Raw genomic sequence first — 24,268 nt, 5'->3', positions numbered from 1 at the left:
TGATTTTCCTTGTGAGTGGGGACAGTTGTACGGCCGTGTCGGCTGACGGGGGTGCTTTAGCTGTGTCGATGATGCTGCCTGACGAGCTCGAGTGGGTTCTCGAGATGCTCGGCTACAACTGGCCGACGGCAGACGAGGACAAGCTGAGAGACTCCGCCGAGCTGTGGCGGAAGTTCGGCGATGACGTCGTCCGACTTCACGAGTCGGCGAACTCCGCCGCCCGGAACGTGACCGCCCACAACGGCGGCGAATCGATCGACGCGTTCACCAAGACCTACGCCAAGTTCGACAACGGCGGCGACGGCTACCTCACGAACGCGGCACAGGCGGCGTACATCATCGCGAACGTGATGGAGGCCTGCGCCTACATCGTCGAGTTCGCCAAATGGGCGGTGATCGCCCAGCTGGTCGCCCTGGCCATTCAGATCGCCGCCGCCCAGCTCGCCGCTCCGTTCACCTTCGGCCTCTCCGAACTCGGCGCTCTCGGCGCCACGCAGGCCACCCGGCTGATCGTGCGCCGCCTCCTCGACGAGCTCAAGGACGCCCTCATGGAGGCGATCGTCGAGGCGATGAAGGAGCCGGCCGTCTCGGCGATCGAGGCGATCATCACCGACCTGGTCCGCCAGACGGTGAACGTCGGCTTCGGCGCCCAGCAGGGCTACGACCTCAGCCAGACCGCCAAGGCCGGGGCCCAGGGCGGCTGGGAGGCCATCCAGCAGACCCCGCAGACCCTGGCCGAGGGCGTGCGCGACAGCCTGGGGTCGAAGGCGGGCAGCCATGCGCGCAACTCGGTCGAAAGCCGTGTCGACGGCTATGGACTGGGGTCGGGAACATCGGGGAGTGACGGGGGTTCGGGCTCGTCTTCGGGCTCGTCCTCCGACTCATCCGGTTCCTCTTCCGATTCTTCCTCTTCATCATCTTCGTCTTCGTCCAACTCCGGCTCGTCCGGGTCGGACTCGTCTGCGTCGACGCGTTCGGGGAACGGCGCGGGCGTGAACATAGGTGGCGGGATATCCGCCGACGGCGGTGGCGGTGGCGTAGGCGCGCCGGACGTGGGTTCGGGCCCGAGCTCTGACTCAGGATCCGGGTCCGCGTCCGGGTCCGGCGCCGGGCAGAATCCTTCCGCCTCGGACGCCCCGGCTCCCAGGCCGACACCGTCGCTGTCAGGGCCGACGCTGTCGGACTTCGACGACCCAGCACCCGGCGGAACGCAGTCCGGTGGCTCGAACTCGGGCGGCTCGTCCGGTACTCCGAGTACATCCGGACCGTCCCACACCGGCGGTGGCCCCTCCGTGTCGAGCATCTCGTCGCCGGCCGCGCAATCCGCGCCGGCTGCCGCACCGTCCGGCGGTACGTCGTCCTCGTCACCGGGTGGCGGAGCGATCGGGACCTCGATCGACAGCCTGGCCGCCACAGTCCCCACTCAGTCCAACGCGGCGCCAACGCCGACGGCGACCGATCCGTCCTCCGCGAGCACAGGGGGCCGTACAGATGGCGGCTCGACCGCACCGACGTCTCCGGTGGCGCCATCCACGGGAGGTGGTGTGTCCGGCTCGCACCAGAGCGCGAGCGCCGCTGGCGGTACGCCCTCCGCCACGAGCCCGACCAGCCCGACCCCCAACTCAAGTGCGGCGAGGAATCCTTCCGCCAGCACAGCGGGCACCCCCTCCTCCACGGGAACGGGACCTGCCTCGACTCCGAGCCCCACGTCACCGGCGACGACTCCAGGGAGCACCCCGACTGCAACGCCGGACGGTCGCACGCCCGGTACAGATGGCCGTACTCCGAGCACTCCGGCCACGCCGGACGGCCGAATACCGGCCCAGCGCACCCCTGGTACGACCCAGGGTGACGGGAGCACGCCCCGGAACACGCCCGGTACGACGCCCGGCGACCGCACTACGCCCCGCAACACCCCCGGCACCCCGCCGGGCGACGGCACAGCGCACCGGAACACCCCCGGTAGCACCCCGGGCGACCGCACATCGTCCCGTACCAGCCCGGACCCGAGCGGCACGCGCACGTCCACGCCGGGGCAGAACCCGAGCACGAGCACCCCTACGACGACGCCCTCGACGTCTACCGGCACGGGGACCGGCACCGGCACCGACCGGGCCTCCACGCCGAGCAGCAGCAACCCGAACTCCGCGACACGGCCGGGCCAGGCGCAGACGCCCAGCACGCCCAGCACGCCCAACACGTCCGGCACACCGGGAACGCAGAACCAGCCGAGCGCCGGTACACCCGCCACTCCCACCAGGCCGCCCCAGCAGCCCGCGGGCAGTACCCCCAACACGCCCAACACCCCTCAGCAACCGGCCGCGCAGCCTCACACGCCGCAGAACACCCCGCCCAACCCGCAGCAGCAACAGCACCAGCAGGTCACGGCGGTCCCGATCCACACGGTGGTCACGACCCCGAGTTCCTCGACGCCACCGCCACACGCGGCTCCCGCCACACCACACCCGCCGGGCTCGCCCCAGGCCACCCCCGGCGACCCGAACCACCAGCAGCAGCCGCAGCAGGACGGTCTGGAGGACATCCGGTCCGACCTGGACCACTACCCGGGAGGTCTGTCCGAACCGGACCCCGCCGACCAGCAGGCGCTGGTCGACGCTGTCCCGCGCAACGAGGACGGCACCCCGGAACGCTTCCCGGACCCCTTCGGCTCCTGGTCACAGCTCCAGAACGACGGCGGCATCCAGGTACCGGGACGCAGCAACAACTGCGCCGACTGCTCGCGCTCCTTCCTGGAGACCTGGTACGGAAACCCCCAGGTCTCGGCCGCCCGAACCCCTGACTACGACGAAAACGGCAACCACGACCCGTTCACCCCCGAGGACAACGCCAACGACAACCAGATCCGCTGGACGGGTGCCGCACACACCTACGCCGGACCCGGCGGCGACCCCGCGACCGCCGACAACATCGCGTCGGTCCTCCAGCAGGCCGGCCCCGGCTCAGCGGCCATTGTCCAGGTCGACTGGCCGAATGGGGGTGGCGGTCACGCCTTCAACGTCGTCAACCACAACGGCAACATCGTCTGGATCGACACCCAGAGCGGAGAGGTCAGCAACGAGCCCCTCCACATCGACAACGCCGAGCACGTCTGGCACATCCCTCTGGACGCCGACCGGAACCCCATAGACCTCACTCAGTCCGACGCAGGGGATTCCGAGCACGATTCGGACACGCCTCAAGAAGAGACCGGCACTTCCCAGCCGAAGGCGAACGACTCGGCACAGGGGAACCAGGACCAGGAGGCGTCCCAGTCGGATACCTCGGGCGAGAAACCGGACGGCTCGTCCAGCGAAAACTCCGACCACTCGAATCTCGGAACAACCGCAGACGATCCATCGGCCACTGATGCCCGCAGCCAGGGCCACACCGAGGAGGGAACGCCCCCCGCGGACATACCGCGCTCCGATGGCCTCTCAACAGGTCAGCCGTCCCACTCCACACAGGCACCGGATGCGACTGGATCGGACAAGGGCACCCGAACCGGCGAGACCAGCACTCTCGGCCCCCGTACCACAGATCCGGACCCTGCGCAGAGGGACCCTTCGCCGACTGACCACTCCGGTAACGCTGACACCCGTACCCTCAGGGACAATGCGGTCCCTTCGGCTCCGCATGCAGCGCCGAACGACCCGACACCCGATCGGGGTGCCCCACAGCAAACCCCTGTCCCGGAACCCACGCCCTCGACACCGGCTGACCGACCAACCAGTGGGACCCCGATCCGGCCGAATCCAGGCGACACGCCCCCAACAGGCCGACACACCACGACCAACCAGCCAACAGAGACCCCAGGCAGCCCACACCGCCGTGGTCCCGAAGAGCCCGCCGGACAGAAACCCGATAACGGGAAGAAGTCCACCGACTCCAAAGACGCCACGGATGAAGGAAAAGACCCGAACGACCCTCCATACAGCGATCCTCACGACCGAGGTACGAGCGATACCTCCGACCAGAGCCGCTCTGTCACGCACGACGGCCCAGAGAGCGACGTGTCGCGCACCCATGAGCGCGAAGACGCACTCTCCAGGGAATACGGCATCGAGCCCGATGCACTGCAGCAATCGCTGAGAACAAACCGGAGTGTCCACAGGGTCGACCTCGACCGGGTTCACCACCAGCTCCAGACGTGGACCAAATCGGGTGAACTCGCACACGTACTCCAAATGACGTCCGGCGCCCAACCACACCCCAACGGCCCCAAGGGCCCGCGCCTCTTCACCAGGTCCCAACTCGAAGACAACCTGGACGGGTTTTCCCGGCTGTCGCCCGGCGAGCAACAGGCCGTCGTTGCTTCCCTCGCGCGACTCAGCCTCTCGTTCCACCAACAGCACAGTGTTGGCCGCAGTCCTGAGCCAATCACCAACCCCTATCGCCAGCCGGGAGAGTCCGATCCTGCACCGGGTACGAGGGATCGAGGGGCCAAGATGTCCAAGCAGTCGCTTGGCGTGCGGCTGCACCGAATGGCAGTCAACAAGCTCTTCAGGGCGGCTGAGTACAAGAAACTTCCGGAAGACGAAGCAAAGAAACTCAGGCGACAGGCGCCCGACCTCACCGACAAGAACTTCGCCGTTCTCGAGGTGGAAGGACCAGACGGGGTCACCTATGTCGTGGATTCGTCCGTGCCACCCAATACTCCGGGCGTCAGCCCACGCCATTCGGAAAGGCATCTGCTGGAATGGCTGGAGCGCGTCGACCCCAAGGGTGATAAGTACAAACCACTGGGGCTCTACACCGAACGCGAACCATGCGGCACGGGCAGAGGACACGCAAAGTGTTCGGAAGTACTCCTCGACCAACGACTCGCGGGCGTCCCCATTCATTACAGCACCACGTACCGACAGGACCCTGCGGGCGTGGAAATACGCGACGCCCTGCTCCCGGAGAAGGCGCAAGCACTGGACGCCATCGACGACTTGTCGGATCAGGGGGTCAAGGAAGAACTGGAACGTCGGGTACGCGACCGACTCAAGGAAAATTCACCCGCTCTTCCGAAGAACCTCAAAGACATAGAAGACCTGACTGCCGAGGCAGCCAGAAAACGGCTGGAGAATGAAGTCGCCAACGAATACGACGCGATTCGCAAGGCCACCAAGACCGACGAAGAACGTGCAATGATTGCCGAAATGACTCGACACATGGAAGCTCTCGAAGAGATTTGGGGCAAACTACGCCCCCAGCTGGTCAACTGACGATTGACGTCCATCAGACAGGCTTGAGGGGTGGTCCCTCATCGCCGCCCCAGGACCACAACTAGGCTACGTCCCATGCCAGACACCATCGATTCCCTGCTACATGATCTCGATGATGACGACCGCAACCGTCGGGCCACCGCGGAGAACGGCCTGGTCGCGCTCGGAGCCCCGGTCGTCGACCACGTGCTGCCCATTCTCCGCAGCGGCCATCCAAGGAGCCGTTCCTTCCGCGGCGCCGAGTCCGTCCTCAGTCGCCTGGGTGACAAGGCGGTGCCACGCCTGAGGGAGATCCGGCGCAACGGCCCCGGGCAACTACGGAGCATGGCTCTCCGTTTCGTCGCCGAGCTGAGCGGCGAACAGGGACTCGACCCGGTCGACCGCCGAGCCATCGAACGGCTCGTACGGGTCAAATTGCTGTCCGAGCGCCCAGTGACTCTGCCGCCGGAGAGCCGTTGGATGGCCTTCCCGGCGGACCACCTTGAAGCCGTCATATCCGCACTTGGACTGCATGATCTCCGTGCGGCCACCACCGTCATGGGACTAGCTGCCACCGAGGCCGGCGGCGCCCACGACTCACTGGAGATCGAAACATCGCATGGCAAGAAGGAGACGGTCAACCGCGTCTTCATCACGCCTCAATTCGGGAACTGGCGCCTGTTGTACGGCAACTCGTTCCTGGATGGATTCGGCGGAGAGTACCTGGCCGAGAAGGCCAGCGAACAGTGCGGCGAAGCTCAATTCTATTCTGTCGACACCTACCACGACGCCCACGTCTGGTATGTCGCCAGAAATGGCCGCATGGTACGCCGCCACGCCACTTGGGGAGATCCAGAATGGGAGGGAGAGCCGCTTCCCTTCGAGGTTGAATACATCGAAGGGAAAGTCTGGATCGATCCGTCGCAGGCTGATGCACATGGAGTGACTGACGCTAATGTCGCGGCCCGTCACCTCTCCGTCGATGTCGGCTTCATGCGCAAGCGCGAGACGCACGGACACGGCTGGCTTGCCACTACTCACCCTGGAGCCCTCAATTCCCACTTCAAAGGCGCATTGCCCATTTGACCGTTGCCTTGAGCGGCGTTCAGTACGCCGGCACGCGACGGTCACTGGGGGGGGAATTACGGCAGCTACGACCGGCGGGGCGAAACGGCTTCGTACCCGCTCCGACACCCAGTCCGTACGACCGTCACGACAAGGAGACCAGCTCCATGACCCCGGACAACCCCGCTCTCCCGCAGAACCCGGCGCCCCCGAACACTCCCGAGGAAGCCCTCGCCATCGTCCGCAGCCGTTACGCCCAGCCCAAGCTGCCCGACGGGACCCCGGCCCCCATGCACGTCCACGAATTCGACATCGGCTACCTGGTGTACGCGACGTTCCCGCCCGTCGCCGACACCACAGGCCAGCCGCGGCCCTCAGCTCCGGGTGGCAGCAAGATCGTGGTCGCCAAGGACACAGGGGAGACCGTCACCGTCCCGAACTACCCGACCGAGGCGGCCATCGCCCTCTACCGCAAGCAGTACCGGGCGCGGCGGCCGAACGCCTAGCGACGGGTAGCAGTTTCAGGCATGGCTGTTCGCCCGATCCGCAGGCCTCGGCCACCCGACAACCGGCGCCTAAGATCGGCGTCGTACGCGAATGAGTCCGCGATGGCGAACGACGTGGCGGAGGACGGGGACCCATGACCGGCTCGACCAAGGACACCGAGGACTACGCACCGCACCCCCACATAGGCGGCCGGACCGCAGCGTTGCGCGCGCTCGCCGCCTGGCGCGGGGCCGCGCCCGGAGCACCGGATGCGCCGCGCGTCGTCGTACTCACCGGCAGCTCCGGCAGCGGGCGTTCGCGGCTGCTCACCGGGTTTCTGATGCTGTGCGAGCCGGAGTTCCGCAAGCAGCTGCCGCTGGACGAGCTGGATCCGTCCACGGTGCCGCCGGAGTTGCCCGCCCCGGCCGTGCCCACCGCTGAGGGGCTGACCGCCGCGCAGGTGCTGTGGCTGCTCGCCGACCACTACGAGCTGAACGCCACCAGCACCGCCGAGGTGTTCGCGGAGCTTGCCGCGCTCGACGAGCCGGTGACCGTCGTCGTGCCGGACGTCGACCGGGCCGGTCCGGTACGGGCCGCGGGCGAGCCCGCACGGCTCGTGCGGGAGGTTCTCACCCCGCTCGCCGCCACCGAGAGCGTCCGACTCCTCGCCGCGGTGCCGCGTCCCCTGGCCGCCGAGTTGGCCTCCGCCCTGGCCGACGTCCTGCCGCCCGGCACCGTGCAGGTCATAGACCTCGACGAACCGGAGTGGGCCGACCCCGAAGGACTGGTGCTGCACGCCCAGGCGGCGCTGAACCCCGAGTTCGGGGCGCCCGAGTTGCCGTTCACCGTCGATCCCGCCGCCCGGCTCGCGCTGGGAGCCGCCATCGGACGCCGGGCCGGGACCAGTCCGCTGGTCGTACAGCTCGCCGTCCACTGCGTCCTCATGGCCCCCGAGGGCTTCGATCCCGCCTACGAGAGCCTGTTGCCGACCTCCGTCGGCGAAGCCCTCGACCTGCATGCCAGGCGGCTCGGCGCCGATCCGCAGACGCTACGGCTGATGCTGGCACCGCTCGCCCTCTCCGAGGCCGACGGCATCCCCGCCCAGCTGTGGGCACGGCTCGCGAGCGCGGTCGCCGGACAGGACATGGGCCAGGCCATGGCCGGCGGGATGCCGCTCGCCGGGCCCTTCGTACAGCCCGTGGAGCAGGAAGTGGACGGAGAGGCGGGAGAGGCCAGAGAGTCCGGAGAGGACGGGCAGAGGGTCAGCGGACGTACGCTGCTCCGGCTGCTGCACCCCGCCATCGGCGACGAGATCCGCGCCGGCCTCCCGAACGTCCGCGCCACCCAGACGCAGATCGCGGTGGCGCTGCTGGAGGCCGTGCCCGAGCAGAATTGGGGCAAGGCCGACCCCTACGTACGCGACCACATAGCGGGTCACACCCTGGAGGCCGGGCTGCTGCCCCAACTCCTCACGGACCCAGGGCTGTTCGTGCACGCCGACCCGGTACCGCTGCGAGCCGCCATCGAGGCCGTCCCGGCGGAGGAGCTCGGTGCACCGGCCCGTACGTATCTGCGTACGGCGCCCCTGCTGACCCGTACCCAGGCGCCCGCCACGCTGCGCGCCGCGCTCCTGGAGACCGCGTTCGTCGAAGACGGCCTGCCCGAGTACGCCGATGCCATTCACGGCCGGCTCGGTCTCGAACTGCCCTGGCGGACCCTGTGGAGCGTGCCCGTACCCGGGGTCAGCGCCGTGACCGTCGGCAGCCTGCCCCGGCCCGACGGCCCGGCCGTCCCCGTCGCCGTTCTCGCCGTGCCCGCGGACACGCCTGGCGCACGCCCGGTCGATGAGACGGGCGGCGAGGAGGACGACGAGGGACGTATCACAGTGATCGTCCGCAGCCTCGCAGGACCGGGTGACCTCGGCGAAACCGACCCCGCCCCCGACCTCGGACAGGTCATGCGCCCCTCCGAGGAGGAGCGTGCCGCCGCTCCTCTGGGGCTGAGCCGCGGTGCCGACTACCTTCGTGTCTGGGACCGGGCGAGCCAGGAGGTCGTGGCCGCGTTCATCTCCGACGTGCCGCTCACCGCTGCCGACCTGTCCCCCGACGGCATTCTCGTCATCGCGACCGAGCGCGGGGCGAAGGCCCTCCTCATCCACCCGGCGACCTCGGCGATAGCCTCGTAGGCAGTGGACAACAGTAGACATACGAGTCACGTCCTCCCCATCCTCCTCCCCTCTCGACCGACCCCCCGAAGGAGCGTCCCCGTGACCAGCCAGGAGCAGGCGCTCGCCGTCGCCGACCGTTGGCTCAACCCGGAAGGTTCGGCGGAGCCGCGCCGCGAGGTCAGGATGCAGGAGTTCGACCTGGGCTGGGTCGTATGGGCCGCGCCCGCGGCGCCCGAGCGTGATCCGGAGACCGGGGAGCGCCGACCGCCCTCCGAGATCGGCAACGCGTGCGGGGTGGTGGACCGGCGTACCGGCGAGCTGACGGTCTGGCCGTCGGTGCCGGTCGACGAGGTCGTGCGAATGTACCGGCGAAAGCATGGTGACGAGCACGGCGGTGACGCACAGGGAGAGGGCTCGCAGCACGGTGCCCGTCCAGTCACCGGCCCCGGCAATACCGCCGTTTTCACCTACACCGACCCGGCCACCGGCGAGGAGACCACACTCTTCCGCAACTCCGGCCCGGGCCTGCCCCCCGCCGAGTACCAGGCGTGGGCCGACCTGCAGCGGATGAACGTACCCGTCGGCCATGTCCTGGCCGTCCACACCGACCTACGTCCCAGCCTGCTCCCCGGCGGCTACACCGCCGAACTCCTCAACACCTTCCCCAACGCCCAGCTCTCCTGCTCGCAGGGCTACGGCGCCCGTCCCGAGGCACGCGCGGAGGGTATCGCCGCGTTGGTCGAGCAGGTCGAGACGATGCACCGGATCGCAGGCCAGCAGCCTCCGCCCCGCCCGCACCGGCTCCCCGTTCCCTCCCCGGTGATGCCCGCGGAGCCGATGCGCGACGTGTCCCTCGGCCATCACCTCGTCGAGGTCTTCGGAGAGGACGGCGTACGTCGCTACGACGCCGACGACATCGCCGACATTCCGCTGCCGGAGACCACCAAGGCCATGCTCACCTTGGCCGGAATCCCCGCCGGCCTCCCGCTGTTCTTCACCGCCGACCGGCCCGACGCCCCACCGGCCGGTGGTCTGTTCACCGACGTCGCCACAAACCTGCGCGAGCGCCGCAGCCCGGCGGGCGAAGAGAAGATCGGCGTCCTGGCGCACCTGGCCCGGATCGGCTTCGACGGCGTCGCTGTGATCGCGGTGCAGTGCCTGCCCGGTACCACGGAACCGGACGGCCTCGGCGCGGTCTGGGCGGTGGACCCGGTTACCGCCACCGCCCGATACGTCAACACCTCGGCCGCCGCCTTCGCCCGCTCCCTCGCCCTGCTCGCCACGGCGCGGCAGCGGATGGAGGGCCTGGACCCGGTCGCTGCCGGCAGCGAAGTGGCGGAGTTGCAGGAGCAGTTGGTGACTGTCGACACTTCCGCGCTGGGGAACGCGGACACGTGGTGGTCGCTGATCGTCGAGCAGATGTGGCACGGGTTGTTCTGACCGCCCACCGACGCGCGGGGAGTGGCGCCCCACGGTCCGCCGTCGACTCCCGGGCACCCTGTCCCTCGCCTGGTACGGTCCCAACGCCCTTCACTCTGCCCGCTCGGGCTCCGACGGGCCCCTCCTGATCTCACTGATAGCTTGCTGTCCCTGTCAGTTCACTCTGTGGGGGAATCGATGAGCCAGCCGCCGTTCCAGCCGCCACCGCAGCCACCCGAGCCGCCCCAGCAGCCGTCCCAGGCGCCCCAGAACCCGTACAACCCGTACAGCCAGCCGGCGCCGCCGCAACAGCAGCCGGGGTTCGGCCCGCCGTCCGCCCCGGGTCAGCCGCCGACGCCGTCCGGTCCGCCACCCGCTCCCGGGCAACCACCGATGCAAGGCGGCCCGCCGCCCGTGCCGGGGCAGGCACCCATGCAACCGCCCGTGCCGGGGCAGGCACCCATGTACCACGCGATGCAGCCCGGACTGCCGTACCAGGCGCCCCACCTCGGACCGCAGCCGAACGCACGCGGCGGGAGTCCGGTCGGTGGGGTCCTCCTCGGGTTCTTCGCCTCGGTCGTCGTCTCGGTGCTCTACAGCGGTCTTGTCCTGCTCACATACAAGGACCAGTCGGAATCCATGGCCCACACCCTCTATGTGGGCCACGCGCTCCTCAATGGAGTGGTCGTCGGCGCCCTGGCCGGCCTGGTGGGCGGCGGCGGCAACGGCGCCCGGATCGGCGCGGCCGTCATCGCCCCGCTCGGCGCCTTCTTCGGCTACACGAACGCCGTTCCGCTCGTCATCGCCGACAGCCGAGCGCCCTCTGTCGTGTGGGACATGCTGGAGAACGAACCCTTCTTCCCGGCCAAGGCCTGGTGGGGCAGCGCGAGTGACACCACATGGATCTCACTGCTCGGTCTTGTGGTCGCCGCAGCCGCCGCCTGGGGCCTCGCCTACGTCGCCGGTAACAGGGGCCGCCGGTCCTGACTCCCTGTCGGCCCTGACTCCCCGCAGGGCACGGCTCCGCGGTCAGTACGCGATCAGTACTACGCGATCAGTACAGCGAGAACCCGCCGCTGTGCCGCCCCGGGCTCTTCTTGCCGGGCTGCGACGAGGACTGTCCCTCCGAGGGCCTGGGCTCGGAGGCTCCCGGGGCCGAGCCGCCGCTCGGCGGTGCCTCCCCACGCCGCATCTGCTCCCGCTCCTCCTCGGGGAGCGACTCCCACTGCCTGCGCAGGGACGCCATGCCACCCCCGCCCAGGGTGCGTGCCACGGCGGGGTCGTCCAGGGCGTCGCGCAGGGCGAGGCGCCCGGAGAGCAGCCTCTTCGCCGCCTCCTGCATCTCCTTGCTCGCGCCTCCGTCGGATGCGGAGAGCCTGCGCAGGGCGGAGTTCAGGGAACGTATCTGCTCCGGTTCGAGTGCTTCGTCCAGCACTCCGCGGTCCGGCGAAGAACCGTCCGGGTCCGGGGAGTTCTCGGGTCGCCTGGTCATCTCGCTTCTCCTCGTCTCTCCTCGCTTCGCGTCACCCGCAGTATCCCCCGCCGCACCCGCGAGCCGATGCAGTGCTGCACCAAAGACACACCCTCCCCGTCGTACTCATAGGCACGGGTGCCATGCTGACTGACCGCACCAGCCGAACAGCAAGCCAAAGAGCAAGCCGAAGAAGAGAAGGACGGCATCGTCATGGCTCGAAAGGCTCGAAAGCAAGGCACCGGGACAAACAGCTTCCTCGCCCGCCTCGTCGGCAGAGCCTTCGGCCGCCTCGGCCGCGCGGGCGGACTGGTCTTCCTTGTTGCGGGTCTCGCCCTGAGCGGATGGGGCGCGTACGAAGCGGCGTACACAGCGGGGTGGGCGGGCACGCACGGCACCCTCACGGTGAAGGAGTGCGAGGAGAGCTACCCGAACAACGCCTCGCGGAGCAGCCGTAAGAACCGCCGCCCCATCCGCTGCGACGGCACCTTCGTCTCCGACAACGGCAAGAGCGAGGACGCCAACGCCGCGGTCCAGGTCAGGCATCGGTACGAGCCGGGCACCGAACTGTCGGTGCAGCAGACGGACCCGCCCACGACGGATGACGCCACGGACGGCGACTACGTCCAGGGCGGCATGGACCGGGCCTGGCGCTTCCTCGGCGCCTTCTTCGGCGGCTGGGTCCTCACGGGCCTCGGCGTCTTCTGCCTCGTCACGGGTTACGCTCCGTTCGGCCAGAGCCGCATCTCGTACAACGCGGCCTGGGAGGCGTCGGCGCGCGGAGTGACGCGCCCGGCCGTGATCGGGATGATCGGTGTGGGCCTCGTCGGGGCCGGGGTGTCGTTCCTGGTCAGCTACTTCTTCTGACGCTTCTTCCGGCGGCCGCTGACGCCGACACCGACGATGACATCACACGGGCCACTGAACCTCTCCCACACTTCCGCACGGTCGAGGAAAGGTGCAGATCCTCTTCAGAGACGGTGGAGGCGGTGGCTGCGGACGCGGCGGTGAAGGTCGGGCCGCCGCTCAGAGACTCCAGCCGCGGCCGTTGTGCTTGCCCGGCCGGTTGCCCGAGCCGCCCTCCGAACGGCTGCGCTCACGCGCCTCCTCATCCAACTCGCTCCGCACCGCGTCGAATTGGCGTCGGCCTTCTTCCTCGGCCCCGCGGCGCTCCGACTCGGACATCGCCTCGTAAGCGCGCAGACCCTGCTGCATTCCGGTGCGCATGGCCTCGCCGTACGCGGGGACGTTGGCGGCGTCACGGAGACTCAGCCGGCCGGACAGCACCTCACCTGCCATTTCACGCAAGGCCGGATCGTTGCTGCGATCGAGGATGGTCTGGAGTGATTTGCGCAGTTGGCGCGCTCTGACCGGATCGCCGGTCATCTCCGTGAACTGCTCGTCAGGTTGTGGACTTGTGCTCATTTGGACACGCTCGTTCATCAGGGCGTACGTGATGGCAGGCTATGGTATCCAGCCAGCAGCGGGTCGGACAGGGGGACGGTGGCAGTGTCATTCGATGTGGAACCGAAGGACGTTCGCAGCTTCGGCAAGCAGATCGGGCGCGCGGCCGAGGACGCCCAGGAAGCGAAGAAGTACGCCAAGACACACGGCGACGCGGTGGGCGGCCAGTCCCAGGACGGGCTGATCCTGCACCTGCTGGGACTGCACCCGTCAGCGGTGGACAGGGTCGACGACACGCTGGAGCGCGTGCGTAAGCTGCTGGACTCCAGCTCCCGGGAACTGGACCGCTCCGCCGGCCTGTACGAGAAGACCGACCACGACGAAGCGGCACGCCAGGACGCCACCTACCCGGCGTCCAAGCGCTGACCAGGGGAGCGCCCGTCCATGTCCTTCACCGACACCGTAGAGCCCACGTCGTATCTGAAGGCGCCGCAGGCGAAAGAGCCCGAGAAGGGCCCCGTCAGCGACGTCATCGGTGCGGTGAGCGACCTGCTGAGCCCGTCCGCCTGGGCGGCGGAAGCCCTGAAGGCGGCCTTCGACTTCGACCCGTTCGAGGAGGTGGCGAAGTGGTTCGCCGGGGACTGGGAGGGCTATGCCAAGTGCGCCGACGCCTGGGCCAACATCGGTGAGCTCACCGCCGGCATCGCCAAGAATCTCGACAGCGGCAACGGCACCCTCGACCAGACCTGGAACGGCAACGCCGCCGACAGCGCCTTCGTCTACTTCGAGCAGCTCGCTGACAAGATCGAGGGCTTGCAGGACGACTTCGACCAGCTGAAGCAGCACTACGACGAGTTGTACGCGGCCGTGTGGGCCGGCGCCGACCTCATCTCGGGCCTGTGCAAGCAGCTGCTGGACGAGGCGATCATCGCGGGGGTCGCGTTCGCGGCGGGCACGCTCCTCGCGGAGACAGGGGTCGGACTGATCGCGGGTTACGCCGTGGGAGCACTTGAGATCATCCAGATGATCAAGACGTGGGGGCGCATCACCGAGGCCTACAGCGCGTGCGAGCAGGCGGTGATGATCTCGGTGACGGCGTCCGGCGCCATCGTCGGCGGCCTCGGCACGGCGCTGCAGAACTTTCCCGAGGTGGGCGGGGCGTACGACCACCCGGGAGTGTGAGCGGACGTCCCACGCCGGGGCTCCCCCGGGGCTGCTTGCGGCGCGGGGCGGACACTACGCTCCCGCCGCGCCTCAACTCATGGTCGCGTACGTGAAGTACGAGACGAGCATGCCCGCAAGCCCCACCAGCAGCAGCGCGTTGCGCACACGTCCGGCAGTCGTCCCCTTGATCCCGAACGTCACCATGGCCAGCACCCGCGTACGGTTCTCGCCGCGCCCGAACCAGCGCGGCTGAATCCCCGTCGCGAGGAACGGCACGGCCAGCGCCGAGAAGGCCAGCCCTCCGAAGACCGCCATCACACCCTGCGCGAGGCCCTTGCCACCGGACAGCTTGTAGGTCGCGCCGTCCTCGTGCACGTCGAGCTTCTGACCGACCGCTACGTCGGCGGCACCGCCGCCCCGGTACTCGGCGTTCTCGACCGGCTCCCCGCCCTCGTCCGGCCGGAAGGTCCCCGAGCAGCGCGGCTCGTCGAAGGCCTTGCCGCTGCGGTCCTGCTTCCAGCACCGCTCAACTGTCAGCGTTCCCTGCACGCCCTGCATCCCGGCGGCGGTCAGCATCATGTTGACCCCGGCCACGCAGATCCCCAGCGCGACAAGGAGCAGCAGAACCCCGAACAGTCGCCCGCCCAGGCTGCGCCCGGGCAACTGGGCAGGGTCACCGAGCACGGTCTCCCTGAGTTCCGTCACAGCCCCTCGCCTCCCACCGAGCACACCCATGAAGGCGCCCATCTTCCCACGCAGGTTCACGGCCGCAATCCGTGTGGCCCGCACCACGTCCAACGCCCCGTGCCAGTAACTGCCACTCTCACAAAACCCCGCAGTACGCGCTGTGCACGGGCGGTGAAGCCTCTCGAACGAAGCCGTAGAGATCATTGACTACTGTGGATCTTGACGTGAAGTTGAAAATCTCAACTGTCGGGACACGGGGGACCGAATGAGTCAGGGATTTGGCGTAGCGAGCGACGCGCTGCGGACATACGCCCGCAACACCGAGCCGGACGTCGACCGGATACAGCGGATACGCAACCGGATCCAGCAACTGGAGCTGTCCGAGGGCACCTTCGGCATGCTGCCCCAGTCGGACGAGCTGAGCGCCGACTACGACACGAAGCAGCAGGGCGCGGTCAAGGACCTGGGTGACGCGGCCGACGCCCTTCAGGGCATCGTCGACGCGGCGCGGGTGACCGCGGACCGTTACGACGGCAACGAGGACGACACCGCGGCCGGCTTCGGAGGCCCGTGATCATGGACATCCTCAGTCGTCTCGGAGTCAGCATCAGCGGGCCGTTCTCCGACACCCTCGAAGAGATCGTCCGGGGGATCATCAAGCAGTTCGGCCTTGAGGACGACCTGGAGAAGGTCAGCGGCGACAACGAGAAACTCCTGGAGACCGCCGCCCAGTACCGGCAGGCGGCTCGGGACCTGCGCGGCGTCGTCCAGGACCTGGAGGCCGAGCGAAGGACACTCCTCAAGAAGTGGAGTGGTGAGGCCGCCGACGCGTTCCGTGCGAAGTCGCTGGCGTTCGAGAAGGCGCTGGACGGCGAAGCCGACGACATGGACACCATCGCCACGCTCCTCGAAACGGCTGCGGAAGCCTGTGCCATGGCCGAGCAGCTGATGATCGATCTCATCGTCGAGATCATCGAGATGGCGCTGGCCGCGGCGGCCACGACGGCGATTCTGTCGCTCCTGACGGCCGGCGCCGCCGCCGCGATCGGACCGCTGATCGCAGCGGCCGGCATCACCCAGAGGGCCCTGAAGGCCGTCAGGATCACCTCCAACCTGGCCGACAAGCTGAGCGACCTGGCGAGGAGACTGAGGGCGATCGAGCGAGCTGAGAAGCTCGCGGGCGAGCTCAAGAAGCTGGGCGCGGGAAAGAAGAACGCCCAAGAGGCCTACCGCATGGGCCTGGACCGCTTCCGCGGCAACGTGACAGGCGTCCAGGGCGGCAACCGGGCCGACTTGGCCCAGTACGCCGCGTTCGAGGCGGTCAAGTACGGCATCGAGGAGGGGATCGTCACACCGGTCATCGACGCGGATGTGGGCGAGCCCATTCGACGGGCGTACGACGAGTTCGCGCCCGCCGACGCGCCCGGTGTGTCACCGAGGGAAGCGACGGCCTACGACCAGCGGCCCGAGTCGCAGAGTTTCGACCAGCGGATGTCCATGGCCGAGACTGCGACTCAGAAGAAGGTGCGAGAGGACTTCGGGTGACCTGCGACAGGGTCGACGGAACACGACAAACGGAGGGGCTTGTATGACAACAGCCAGGACGGACGCCACCCTCCGGGAGCTGGCGACGACAGCGCTCCAGGGCGACCGCGTGGTTCACCTGCAGCGGGTGGTGTCCCACTACCGGGTGCCCAGGCCGCCGAGGCGGCGACGGCCGCGCCCCGCTGTCCTCCCCCATGGCGGACGCCGCCCCAAGCCCCCCTTCGGGATACGGGTGCGGGACAGGCTGATCGACTTCCTCTTGTGGTTCCTCCACCCATTTGATTCCCTCGGCGAACTGATCCTGATGCCCTTCCGGGCGCTGTTCTGGCTCTGCCGGAGCAAGGAGAAGCGCCGGCGGGACAAGGGACTCAACGGGGGATGGGACAGTGCGGCCGGGGGCCTCGCGATCGCTGTGCATGTCTGGAGCGGCTGCGTGCTGGCAGTCGGAGAGCGGCTGGTCGGCCTCGTGTATGTCGGTGAGCGCGAGGCGGAGCTCGCCTGGACCGTCCCGCGGGAGGAGGTGGCCGGTGTGGAGCTTGCCGACTGGGACACCCACGACGAGCAACAGGCCACGCTCCGGTGGCATTTCCGGGACGGGTCCTGGTGCGACGTACAGGCACGGGACGCCGGGTGGAAGTCCCTGGTCGACGCTCTGCCCGTTCGCTGAACGGCTCCGTGACGGTCGGGCAGACGTGGCGGTTCAGCCGAAGTCGTTCGTGCCGGGCGTGGGACGGGTGCTGATGGTCTCGTCGTACGTCGGCATGTTGGTGCCGTACGAGGTGCGCGGGTCCAGTAGCGGTGCGTCGCCGGACGGCCGGCCACCCGGGTCGAAGCCCGGGGCGGTGCCGCCCAGGTGCCCGATGGGGTGGTTCTCGCCCTCGCGCGGGCGCAGTGCTGCGGGCATCTCACCGGGGGTGGCCTGCATCGCGGCGTCCGAGCCGGTCTTCTCGAAGTCCTGGGAGACCCGCTCTTCGTTCCACTCATGGCCGTCCGCCGACGACCTGAGGTTGTCCCCGCCGGCCTGGACGCGGGCGCGCAGGCCGTCGAGGGCGGGCTTCCAGCTGGTGGCGATCTCCGTCAGGGCGGGCCCGATCGACCAGCCGGTGAGCGAGCTGCCCGCGGTCCTGGCCTCCTTGACCGCCTTGTCGGCGGGGTCCTTCATGGTGCGGGCTATACCGTCGCAGGCTCCGGCTGAGGCGCGTAGTTCGGCCGGGTCGACTTTGGTGCGCTGGGACACGTCCGGTTCCTCTCAGGCGTTCAGAACTGCTGCTGTTCGGCGCCGGGCGGGAGCATGCACGGGGTGCGTACGGAGAAGGAGAGGGCTTGCGGCTCCTTCTTGCCGGATCCAACGGTGTCGGCCTTGATCCGATAGGAGTTCTTCTTGTTGCGGGCACTGAAGATCGCCGATGAATAGGCGTCCTGGAACTCCCGGTATCCGGTGACCTCGTACCCTTGCTCGGACAGTTCCCGGCGGAGTGTCCGCACGACGCGTGTGTGTTCCGTGACGGGAGCCGGGGAGTAGACGTAGTAGAAGAGGCTGTACCGCCCGTCCTCAGCCACCTCGTCGTTCTCCCCGATGCACGCCTCGAAGTTCACTTTGGCCGTCGAAGGGGTGAGTTCGACATCGGTGAGCCGGGCCATATACGCGGTGTAGTTCTCGGCCCATTTCACCGCGGCGTCCTTTTCCATACGGGGCAGCGGGGCGTTGGGGTTGTCGCTCTGGGACATACAGCCTCCAGTCGAGAGCAGGGCTGCGAAGACAGCGAGGACCGTGCGGAGAAGGGGATTACAGCCCGGGGACAATGGTGGCCTCCGGCGGCAGGTCGCTGCCCTTCTTCGGAACCTCCCCAGGCCGCTTGCCCGCGATGATTCTTCCCTGGTTGTCGAGGGATTCACTGTCCTTGTCCCAGTAGCCGCTGTGGCCGTGGGTGTCGACTTCGAAGTTGTTGCCACCGAAGCCTCCAAGCATCGGGTCGCGGCCGAGGGTGTAGTCGGAGAGGTGGTTGATGATGGGGTCGTCCTCCGCCCCGCCGACCCATACGTGTTCCGGATCCATCTGCAGATCCTCCGCCTCATCCACGGTCATCCCCGGACTGCCGACCACCACGATGTCGTCCGCGCCCAGGCCGGAGCCTCCTGCGGCGGCGGCACCGACCACGGTGGAGCCGTAGCTGTGCCCGAGGACGGTGGTGTGACTCGGCGACCCGTCGTGCGAGGCCTGCGTACCCGCCACGAACTGACGCAGGTCCGGAGCGGCGTCCTCGGCCCGCCCGGTCCCGCCGACGCTGTTGAAGTCGGTCGACTTGGCCTCGGGAGCGTCGTATCCGAGCCAGGTGACCATCGCCACACTCTCGCCCTTGGACTGCTCCTCCGCCGCCGACTGCAGCTTGTCGATGCGTTCGATCTGACCGGGCACGCCGGTCATGTCCGTATTGGTGCCGGGCACCAAAATCCCTGTGTTCGCGGCCGTGTCCGGGTTGCCCATGGCGATGATGGCCCGACCGTCGTCCTTGGAGTCGTAGCCGAGGAGGTACAACTCCTTGCCCCTGGGCGCGCTGTCGCTGGCGTTGAGCCGGTCATTGAGCAACAGGGCGTTGTTCAGGCGTTGGTTGACCGTCTCGTCGCTCTCGCCCGGGAATCCCTCGTCGTAGTTGCCCTCCTGGAGCATGTTGAGCTCCTGGGCGAGGGCCGTGCGATTGGCGTCGTTGCGTACGTCCGTCGGCAGACCGTCGGTCGCGCCGATCTCCTTCGGATAGAGCGTGGTGTAGGTCTGGCGCTCCTCGGGGCTGAGGGCCTTCCACCACTCGGCGGCGGCCTTCGGGTCGTCCTCGGGGATCTGCGGGGGCTCCACGCCGAGAGCTTTCATCGCTCGCTTGGTGTCCTGGGCGGATTCCGCTGCCGCGTCATGGTTGAACGGATCGGTGAGGATGTCGCCGTTCAGCTCCGTCAGGGCCCTCACGCCGTCGTTGCTGGCTTTGTGCGCGTCGCTCAGGGCCTCGTCTATACGTGTGCGGTGCTCCTGGAGCAGAGCGCCGCGCTCCTCGGCGATCACCTGGTTGTTGCGTGGAAGATCCGCGATCACCCCGTCGCTGATCCCACCGTCGGCGTCGACCTCGAAGCCGTCCTCCTCCGCACGCCGTACCGCGTTGCGGAGTTCCGTCTGGGCCTGCTCCATCCAGAACTTCGTGGATTCCAGGGCTGAGGCGATGGCCATGGCCTCCGTCTCGACCACACCGATCCGCGACTCCACGTCCTCCAGGTAGTAGAGGGCTGAATCAGCGTCGTCGCCCTGCCAGGAGTGGTGCAGCGGTCCGGTGACCTGCCGGCGGTGGCGGTCGGTCAGGGAGTCCATCGTCGTCGACAGTCCACGCCAGGCCTTGGCCGCGGCTTCCAGGTCGGAGAAATCCTGCTTCATCAGCCGCGAGAAGTCAGAGGCCACGTCGGCTCCCGCTCGCCCCGGATGCAGATCTTTCAGTGCATGACAATTCGGTACACGACAAGTCACCGCATGGCGACATGAACCAACCCCCGTTGTTACTGCTCGCCCATGAGTTCGAGGCGCCCAGGTTAGCCGACTTGGTCGCCGTACGTGCGAGGTCGCACGGGTAACGGCTCGCTGGCCACGGGCCGTCCTGTGACGCCTCGCGATCGGTTCCCCTGACCAGGTGTGAACACCGGGGTCTTCTCGTAAGAAGCCGTGAAGGTTCTGCGGATGCGAAGACCCTGAACAGGCCGTTCGTATCCAGCTGGATAGCGTGTGACGACAGCCAATGACTGCGCGTAGCGGGGGACAGGGGGATGCCGGCGCCATGGGAGCGGGCTTCAAGGTAGAGATATCGGAGTTGGACGGTCTCGTCAGGGAACTCCATCGGAGTCAGGACGAGATGCGCGCGGCGCTGAACGCGCTGCGCGACACCGGCCCGAAGACCACGGGGAGCAAGGAACTCGACAACGCGTGCGACGAGTTCCACGACAGCTGGGACGACGCGATCACGAAGATCGCCGAGGGTACGCAGGCCATCGAGGACGGGCTGAAGAAGACCCGCGACACCTACCGGGACGTCGAGACGGCCCTGCGTGACGGCTTCGCCGGAAAGGGCGGCACCCAGTGAGCAACGACGCCTACCCCGCGCTCGGCTTCGACCCGGCCCCAGGCAACCCCGGCAACGTCGACTCGCTCTCCGCCCGCACCAAGAAGGCCGCGGACGCACTCGACAACGCCCAGAACAGCATCAAGCGCCTCACAGGAAACGTGACCTGGGCCGGAGACGCCGCCTCCGCGTTCTCGAAGAAGGTCGGAGAACTGCCCCGCTACCTCAAGGACAGCCACGAGGCGATGCGCACGGCGTCGTCGGAGCTGTCGAAGTGGCGCGAGGCGCTGACCGACTACCAGAGCACGGCCCGTACGTACGAGACCCAGGCCAAGGAGGCCAAGGGCCAGGTCGCCTCCGCGGAGAAGACCAAGAGCACCGCTACCGACCGCTACAACCAGGCGGCGTCCGATCCCGCGTTCCGCCTCAGCGGCCAGTACTTCACCGGCACCGCACTCCAGGACGCCCAGGCGAAGATCGACGCGGCCAGCACCCGGCTGCAGCAGGCCGACGGCGACCTGTCGGCAGCCTCCTCGCGACTGGACCAGGCCGAGCGCGAACTCGAAGAGATCATCAAGCGGGCGGAGCGGCTGTACGAGGAGCACCAGGCCCAGGCCCGCGGCATTGCCGGCCAACTGCGCAAGGCGACCGACGGTGCACCCGACCCGGGGTTCTGGGAACGCCTGGGTGATCAGTTCCAGAAGCTCGGCCACGCCATCCAGGAATGGTGCGCCCGGAACAAGGACCTCCTGAAGTCCATCGGCGACTGGCTGGGCAACATCTCCGCCGTCCTCGGCATCCTGTCGCTGCTGACCCTGTGGTGCCCGCCTCTGTCGGGCGCCCTCGCCCTGGCCGGCGCCGGGCTCTCGGCGGGAGCGCTGCTTGCGCACGGGGCGGCGATGATCGGCGGGGCTGATGTGGGGCTGATGGACCTTGCGGGTGACGCGCTCGGCGCCATCCCCGGCGCAGCGTTCGCCAAGACCGCCATCACCGGGACAGTAAAAGTGGTCACGACGGCAGGGCGCAGTGCCGACGACATGATGTATGCCGCCCGCATCGCCGACGCGGGCTTCGACACGGTCAAGGGTCCTGCCACAAAACTGTTCAGTAACGCACGGATCGGCGACGTGATCGCGGCGGACGGTCACCGCTTCAAGCTCGCCTGGGAGCACACCGTAGCCAAGAACCTTGGATCAAGTATCGGCGAAAGGGGACTCCTGGAAGTCGTCGAGCGTGTTCCCGGCTTGCGGAACATGGATTCCTTCCGGTCCGCACTGCGCTTTGACGGGACGCTCGATCCGACCTCCTGGTGGTCGAAGGGCCCGTTGCTCGCCACGTCTGTGCCGGGAGCCGTCACCGGCGTCTACGACAGCGTGACGGGAGAATAGCCATGGCTGCCGCACCGCACCTCGATGTGTCCACCGACCCCGTTCTCCCCCACCGCTCCAGAATCGGGCTCCTCCTGTGGTTCACCACGCAGTGGTTCCTCATCCCGCTGGGATTCGTCGGCCAGGTTCTCATGGTTCTCACCGGGCAGTCGCACGTATCTGAGGTGCTCGACCCGGTCAGAGCTTTCCTGTCGCCATACAAACTGGTGCTCCGCCTGTCTCGAAGTCGGGCCTGGCACGAGAGGTACCTGGACCGGAAGTTCGCCCGCATTTCCCAAGAGATCAAGCAACAGCGGTTCAGCTTCCGCACCCGCTTCTGCCATGAGTTCCCCCTGCTCCCCGAAAGGGAATCCGATACAAAAACCGGCGTCCGCTTGAAATCCCGGGAGATTGGCGTCCAATTGAAGCCCCGGTACTACCGGGGCCTTACCGTCGGCACGTTGAAACGCCTCGCGCACGCGCACCACTTGGATTTCGACACCTCACGGCACCTCACCCTCGGTATCGACCTGTTCCTTCTTCCCGAGGCCCGCCTCATGAGGCACACCGCGGCTGACGAGTCCCCGTCGGCTACATCTGGCCAGCGCTCGGTGGCTCCGGTACTTCCCCTACTTCCCCGATGGGCACTGCTCCTCTGGTTTGTCGTGCAGTGGATCGTCATTCCCCTCGAAGCCGTGGCGCGCTGCCTGCTCCTGGCGTTCAAGCTCGTCGCGGACGCGGACGGCGCCAACTCCGACGGGATCGACCCTCGCCGCGCCGTGTCGCGGGCAACCTCGCCGCGCAGCCTGCGGTTCCAGATGTCACGTGACCCGGCGAAGCGGCGGGCACACCTTGACAGGAAAATCGCCGGGCTGGCCGAACAAATCCGCACCCAGCGGTTCACTCTTGGCACCTCGGTGTTCCATGCCCCCAGGTGGAATGCACGCAAGGACAGCAAGGGGCTCACACTGCGTCCCCGTGACTACCGGGGTCTGTCGGAGAACACCATCGAAGAGATCATCGCCTCGCATGGGCTTCGCGTCTCGGGCGACGACACATCGCTGCGTATCTGGGAAGGACACCTGTGGACGGAACTCGCATGAACCACACTGCCGAACCAGAACTGCAACTGGACATCCCCGGAGGGTTCCATTCCCTGGGTCTCGATCTCGGCCCCGAGGCGCAGGTGGAACAGCTGTGGTCCATCGCGAAGGAGATCTGGCCGACCGGTAGCGACTTCCAGCGCGAGGTCGCCTTCCACTCCTACCGCGAGATGGCTGACCACGCCCTCGCCGAGAACTCCTTCTACGCCGGCTTCTGCCTGGGCGAAACGCCTGACGGCCGCCTCACCACCGCATCGATGCTGGCCCGCCTCGACCCGTTGGAGGAGCCGGACGCCGAACTCTCGGCACGCGGCCTCTTCGAGGCGCTGTCCGCGAATGACAAGAACACGGTCGAGGAGATCCGTGTTCCAGCCGGGCCAGGCGTTCTCGTCCTGTGCGGCCTTGAGTGGCAGTCGGATCCAGCAGATGACACGGCTCCCTCCCTGCCACTGGCCAGGGCGGACGTGTACCTCCCCCTTCCCCGTACGGGACGGCTACTCGTCCTGAGTCTCACCACACCTTCCCTGCCCGACCTGCCCTTCTACGTCTCGCTGTTGTCGAAGTCGGCGCATGACCTCACGGTCTCAAGCGGCGCAGAGACCGTCTCCGTCCCGGACAGCGGGGGCGAGACGAGGGGTACCGTCGCCGAGCATGTCAGGGCGGACTTCGGGTAGCAGGGCGCCTTCCAAGGATGCCGGCTTCGAGCGCCCAGACCGAAGCTGACCTGTGCGGCCTCGCTGGTGTGCTCGGCCTCCAGTTCCTTGAGTGACTCGTAGTCAATGTTGGCCTTGGGCGAGGGCCGGAGTTCGCCTCGTTCAACTCCCGCTCGGCGGAGCGCAGCCGCGCGGTCGCGGCGTCGGCCTCCTCCTGCGAGGGGAAGGCCTGACCCGCGAGCTTCAGGTCCAGGTGCTGGGCGGCCTGGTCGTACGCGTTCCTGGCCGTGTCGACTGTGGCCTTCTTCTCGGCTGCGCCGGCATCGCACTTCTTCGCCTCTCGACTGCGGCAACACCCAGCTTGTCACTTCGGTCGCGCCGTGCTCGGCGCAGAATACGGCAGGCCGTGGCAACCGAGCGTGTTGCCTTGGCTCTTGCCTGAATGGGCGAAGCCGCA

Annotated in this window: 22 protein-coding genes; 16 read left to right on the top strand and 6 right to left on the bottom strand. The window is 68.0% G+C overall.

What is annotated here, in order from left to right; genetic code table 11:
* The first annotated feature begins 35 nt into the window (after positions 1-35).
* From FPZ41_RS10805 to FPZ41_RS10780, 6 genes are all read left to right on the top strand, one after another.
* Positions 36-5,210, top strand: a complete 5,175-nt coding sequence (locus tag FPZ41_RS10805; RefSeq protein WP_152861448.1) for a toxin glutamine deamidase domain-containing protein — start codon at positions 36-38, stop codon at positions 5,208-5,210.
* 75 nt (positions 5,211-5,285) lie between these two features.
* A complete protein-coding gene (locus tag FPZ41_RS10800; protein ID WP_152861446.1) occupies positions 5,286-6,275 on the top strand; it encodes a hypothetical protein in 990 nt (329 codons plus the stop codon).
* Between the two features lie 146 nt (positions 6,276-6,421).
* Positions 6,422-6,760, top strand: coding sequence for a hypothetical protein (locus FPZ41_RS10795; RefSeq protein ID WP_152861444.1), 339 nt, complete (start codon positions 6,422-6,424; stop codon positions 6,758-6,760).
* Positions 6,761-6,894: 134 nt separating this feature from the next.
* Positions 6,895-8,925, top strand: coding sequence for an ATP-binding protein (locus tag FPZ41_RS10790; RefSeq protein WP_152861442.1), 2,031 nt, complete (start codon positions 6,895-6,897; stop codon positions 8,923-8,925).
* A gap of 81 nt (positions 8,926-9,006) precedes the next feature.
* Entirely contained in the window at positions 9,007-10,347 is a 1,341-nt protein-coding gene (locus tag FPZ41_RS10785; RefSeq protein WP_322620066.1) for an SUKH-4 family immunity protein, read from the top strand.
* 411 nt (positions 10,348-10,758) lie between these two features.
* A complete protein-coding gene (locus tag FPZ41_RS10780) occupies positions 10,759-11,313 on the top strand; it encodes a hypothetical protein (protein ID WP_228022667.1) in 555 nt (184 codons plus the stop codon).
* A 67-nt stretch (positions 11,314-11,380) separates the two neighbouring features.
* Here FPZ41_RS10780 and FPZ41_RS10775 read toward each other — a convergent pair whose 3' ends face one another.
* The gene (locus FPZ41_RS10775; RefSeq protein WP_152861438.1) at positions 11,381-11,818 is read right to left on the bottom strand and encodes a hypothetical protein; all 438 of its coding nucleotides are present in this window, start codon (positions 11,816-11,818) and stop codon (positions 11,381-11,383) included.
* A 192-nt stretch (positions 11,819-12,010) separates the two neighbouring features.
* Between FPZ41_RS10775 and FPZ41_RS10770 the strand changes: the two genes are divergently transcribed.
* Positions 12,011-12,664: a hypothetical protein gene (locus FPZ41_RS10770; RefSeq protein WP_152861436.1), complete on the top strand. Its 654-nt coding sequence runs from the start codon at positions 12,011-12,013 to the stop codon at positions 12,662-12,664.
* Positions 12,665-12,823: 159 nt separating this feature from the next.
* Here FPZ41_RS10770 and FPZ41_RS10765 read toward each other — a convergent pair whose 3' ends face one another.
* Positions 12,824-13,240, bottom strand: coding sequence for a hypothetical protein (locus FPZ41_RS10765; protein WP_194236058.1), 417 nt, complete (start codon positions 13,238-13,240; stop codon positions 12,824-12,826).
* 66 nt (positions 13,241-13,306) lie between these two features.
* Here FPZ41_RS10765 and FPZ41_RS10760 point away from each other — a divergent pair, with 66 nt between their 5' ends.
* Both FPZ41_RS10760 and FPZ41_RS10755 read left to right on the top strand, forming a co-directional pair.
* Positions 13,307-13,627 carry a type VII secretion target gene (locus tag FPZ41_RS10760; RefSeq protein ID WP_194236057.1) on the top strand — a complete coding sequence of 107 codons (321 nt, stop codon included), beginning with the start codon at positions 13,307-13,309 and terminating at the stop codon, positions 13,625-13,627.
* A gap of 18 nt (positions 13,628-13,645) precedes the next feature.
* The gene (locus FPZ41_RS10755) at positions 13,646-14,383 is read left to right on the top strand and encodes a hypothetical protein (protein WP_152861430.1); all 738 of its coding nucleotides are present in this window, start codon (positions 13,646-13,648) and stop codon (positions 14,381-14,383) included.
* Positions 14,384-14,455: 72 nt separating this feature from the next.
* Here FPZ41_RS10755 and FPZ41_RS10750 read toward each other — a convergent pair whose 3' ends face one another.
* Positions 14,456-15,070, bottom strand: coding sequence for a hypothetical protein (locus tag FPZ41_RS10750; RefSeq protein WP_152861428.1), 615 nt, complete (start codon positions 15,068-15,070; stop codon positions 14,456-14,458).
* A gap of 247 nt (positions 15,071-15,317) precedes the next feature.
* Between FPZ41_RS10750 and FPZ41_RS10745 the strand changes: the two genes are divergently transcribed.
* Genes FPZ41_RS10745 through FPZ41_RS10735 form a run of 3 tightly spaced genes read left to right on the top strand, consistent with a single transcriptional unit; the run spans position 15,318 to position 17,264 of the window.
* Positions 15,318-15,626 (top strand): hypothetical protein, encoded by a 309-nt coding sequence (locus tag FPZ41_RS10745; protein WP_152861426.1) that lies wholly within the window; start codon positions 15,318-15,320, stop codon positions 15,624-15,626.
* Between the two features lie 2 nt (positions 15,627-15,628).
* Complete coding sequence (locus tag FPZ41_RS10740) at positions 15,629-16,597, top strand: WXG100 family type VII secretion target (RefSeq protein ID WP_152861424.1); 969 nt, start codon at positions 15,629-15,631, stop codon at positions 16,595-16,597.
* Between the two features lie 43 nt (positions 16,598-16,640).
* The gene (locus FPZ41_RS10735) at positions 16,641-17,264 is read left to right on the top strand and encodes a hypothetical protein (RefSeq protein ID WP_152861422.1); all 624 of its coding nucleotides are present in this window, start codon (positions 16,641-16,643) and stop codon (positions 17,262-17,264) included.
* A 33-nt stretch (positions 17,265-17,297) separates the two neighbouring features.
* Here the strand turns inward: FPZ41_RS10735 and FPZ41_RS10730 are convergent, their stop codons facing one another.
* Genes FPZ41_RS10730 through FPZ41_RS49840 form a run of 3 tightly spaced genes read right to left on the bottom strand, consistent with a single transcriptional unit; the run spans position 17,298 to position 20,036 of the window.
* Positions 17,298-17,834, bottom strand: a complete 537-nt coding sequence (locus FPZ41_RS10730) for a WXG100 family type VII secretion target (protein WP_152861420.1) — start codon at positions 17,832-17,834, stop codon at positions 17,298-17,300.
* 20 nt (positions 17,835-17,854) lie between these two features.
* Positions 17,855-18,325 carry a hypothetical protein gene (locus FPZ41_RS10725; RefSeq protein WP_152861418.1) on the bottom strand — a complete coding sequence of 157 codons (471 nt, stop codon included), beginning with the start codon at positions 18,323-18,325 and terminating at the stop codon, positions 17,855-17,857.
* A gap of 58 nt (positions 18,326-18,383) precedes the next feature.
* The gene (locus tag FPZ41_RS49840) at positions 18,384-20,036 is read right to left on the bottom strand and encodes an alpha/beta hydrolase (RefSeq protein WP_194236056.1); all 1,653 of its coding nucleotides are present in this window, start codon (positions 20,034-20,036) and stop codon (positions 18,384-18,386) included.
* 331 nt (positions 20,037-20,367) lie between these two features.
* On the opposite strand from FPZ41_RS49840, the gene FPZ41_RS10715 reads away from it, so the two are divergent.
* Genes FPZ41_RS10715 through FPZ41_RS10700 form a run of 4 tightly spaced genes read left to right on the top strand, consistent with a single transcriptional unit; the run spans position 20,368 to position 23,832 of the window.
* Entirely contained in the window at positions 20,368-20,709 is a 342-nt protein-coding gene (locus FPZ41_RS10715; RefSeq protein ID WP_228022665.1) for a WXG100 family type VII secretion target, read from the top strand.
* Complete coding sequence (locus FPZ41_RS10710; protein WP_194236055.1) at positions 20,706-22,076, top strand: putative T7SS-secreted protein; 1,371 nt, start codon at positions 20,706-20,708, stop codon at positions 22,074-22,076. Before FPZ41_RS10715 ends, FPZ41_RS10710 begins: the two co-directional genes overlap by 4 nt.
* 2 nt (positions 22,077-22,078) lie before the next feature.
* Positions 22,079-23,158: a hypothetical protein gene (locus FPZ41_RS10705; RefSeq protein ID WP_152861415.1), complete on the top strand. Its 1,080-nt coding sequence runs from the start codon at positions 22,079-22,081 to the stop codon at positions 23,156-23,158.
* Positions 23,155-23,832 carry a hypothetical protein gene (locus FPZ41_RS10700; RefSeq protein ID WP_152861413.1) on the top strand — a complete coding sequence of 226 codons (678 nt, stop codon included), beginning with the start codon at positions 23,155-23,157 and terminating at the stop codon, positions 23,830-23,832. Before FPZ41_RS10705 ends, FPZ41_RS10700 begins: the two co-directional genes overlap by 4 nt.
* Positions 23,833-24,268: the final 436 nt, after the last annotated feature.

The sequence above is a fragment of the Streptomyces acidicola genome, assembly GCF_009377235.1.
GTDB lineage: Bacteria > Actinomycetota > Actinomycetes > Streptomycetales > Streptomycetaceae > Streptomyces > Streptomyces acidicola.
Note: the sequence above shows the minus strand (reverse complement) of the source record. Positions and strands in the feature narration are given on the sequence as shown.

What these genes read in the sequence shown, in the direction of transcription:
- FPZ41_RS10700 (WP_152861413.1), top strand. Translation starts at nt 23,155, where the DNA reads ATGAACCACACTGCCGAACCAGAACTGCAACTGGACATCCCCGGAGGG.
- FPZ41_RS10770 (WP_152861436.1), top strand. Translation starts at nt 12,011, where the DNA reads ATGGCTCGAAAGGCTCGAAAGCAAGGCACCGGGACAAACAGCTTCCTC.
- FPZ41_RS10715 (WP_228022665.1), top strand. Translation starts at nt 20,368, where the DNA reads ATGACTGCGCGTAGCGGGGGACAGGGGGATGCCGGCGCCATGGGAGCG.
- FPZ41_RS10800 (WP_152861446.1), top strand. Translation starts at nt 5,286, where the DNA reads ATGCCAGACACCATCGATTCCCTGCTACATGATCTCGATGATGACGAC.
- FPZ41_RS10745 (WP_152861426.1), top strand. Translation starts at nt 15,318, where the DNA reads ATGAGTCAGGGATTTGGCGTAGCGAGCGACGCGCTGCGGACATACGCC.
- FPZ41_RS10790 (WP_152861442.1), top strand. Translation starts at nt 6,895, where the DNA reads ATGACCGGCTCGACCAAGGACACCGAGGACTACGCACCGCACCCCCAC.
- FPZ41_RS10775 (WP_152861438.1), bottom strand. Translation starts at nt 11,818, where the DNA reads ATGACCAGGCGACCCGAGAACTCCCCGGACCCGGACGGTTCTTCGCCG.
- FPZ41_RS10705 (WP_152861415.1), top strand. Translation starts at nt 22,079, where the DNA reads ATGGCTGCCGCACCGCACCTCGATGTGTCCACCGACCCCGTTCTCCCC.
- FPZ41_RS10725 (WP_152861418.1), bottom strand. Translation starts at nt 18,325, where the DNA reads ATGTCCCAGAGCGACAACCCCAACGCCCCGCTGCCCCGTATGGAAAAG.
- FPZ41_RS10780 (WP_228022667.1), top strand. Translation starts at nt 10,759, where the DNA reads ATGCAACCGCCCGTGCCGGGGCAGGCACCCATGTACCACGCGATGCAG.
- FPZ41_RS10795 (WP_152861444.1), top strand. Translation starts at nt 6,422, where the DNA reads ATGACCCCGGACAACCCCGCTCTCCCGCAGAACCCGGCGCCCCCGAAC.
- FPZ41_RS10740 (WP_152861424.1), top strand. Translation starts at nt 15,629, where the DNA reads ATGGACATCCTCAGTCGTCTCGGAGTCAGCATCAGCGGGCCGTTCTCC.
- FPZ41_RS10735 (WP_152861422.1), top strand. Translation starts at nt 16,641, where the DNA reads ATGACAACAGCCAGGACGGACGCCACCCTCCGGGAGCTGGCGACGACA.
- FPZ41_RS10765 (WP_194236058.1), bottom strand. Translation starts at nt 13,240, where the DNA reads ATGAACGAGCGTGTCCAAATGAGCACAAGTCCACAACCTGACGAGCAG.
- FPZ41_RS10755 (WP_152861430.1), top strand. Translation starts at nt 13,646, where the DNA reads ATGTCCTTCACCGACACCGTAGAGCCCACGTCGTATCTGAAGGCGCCG.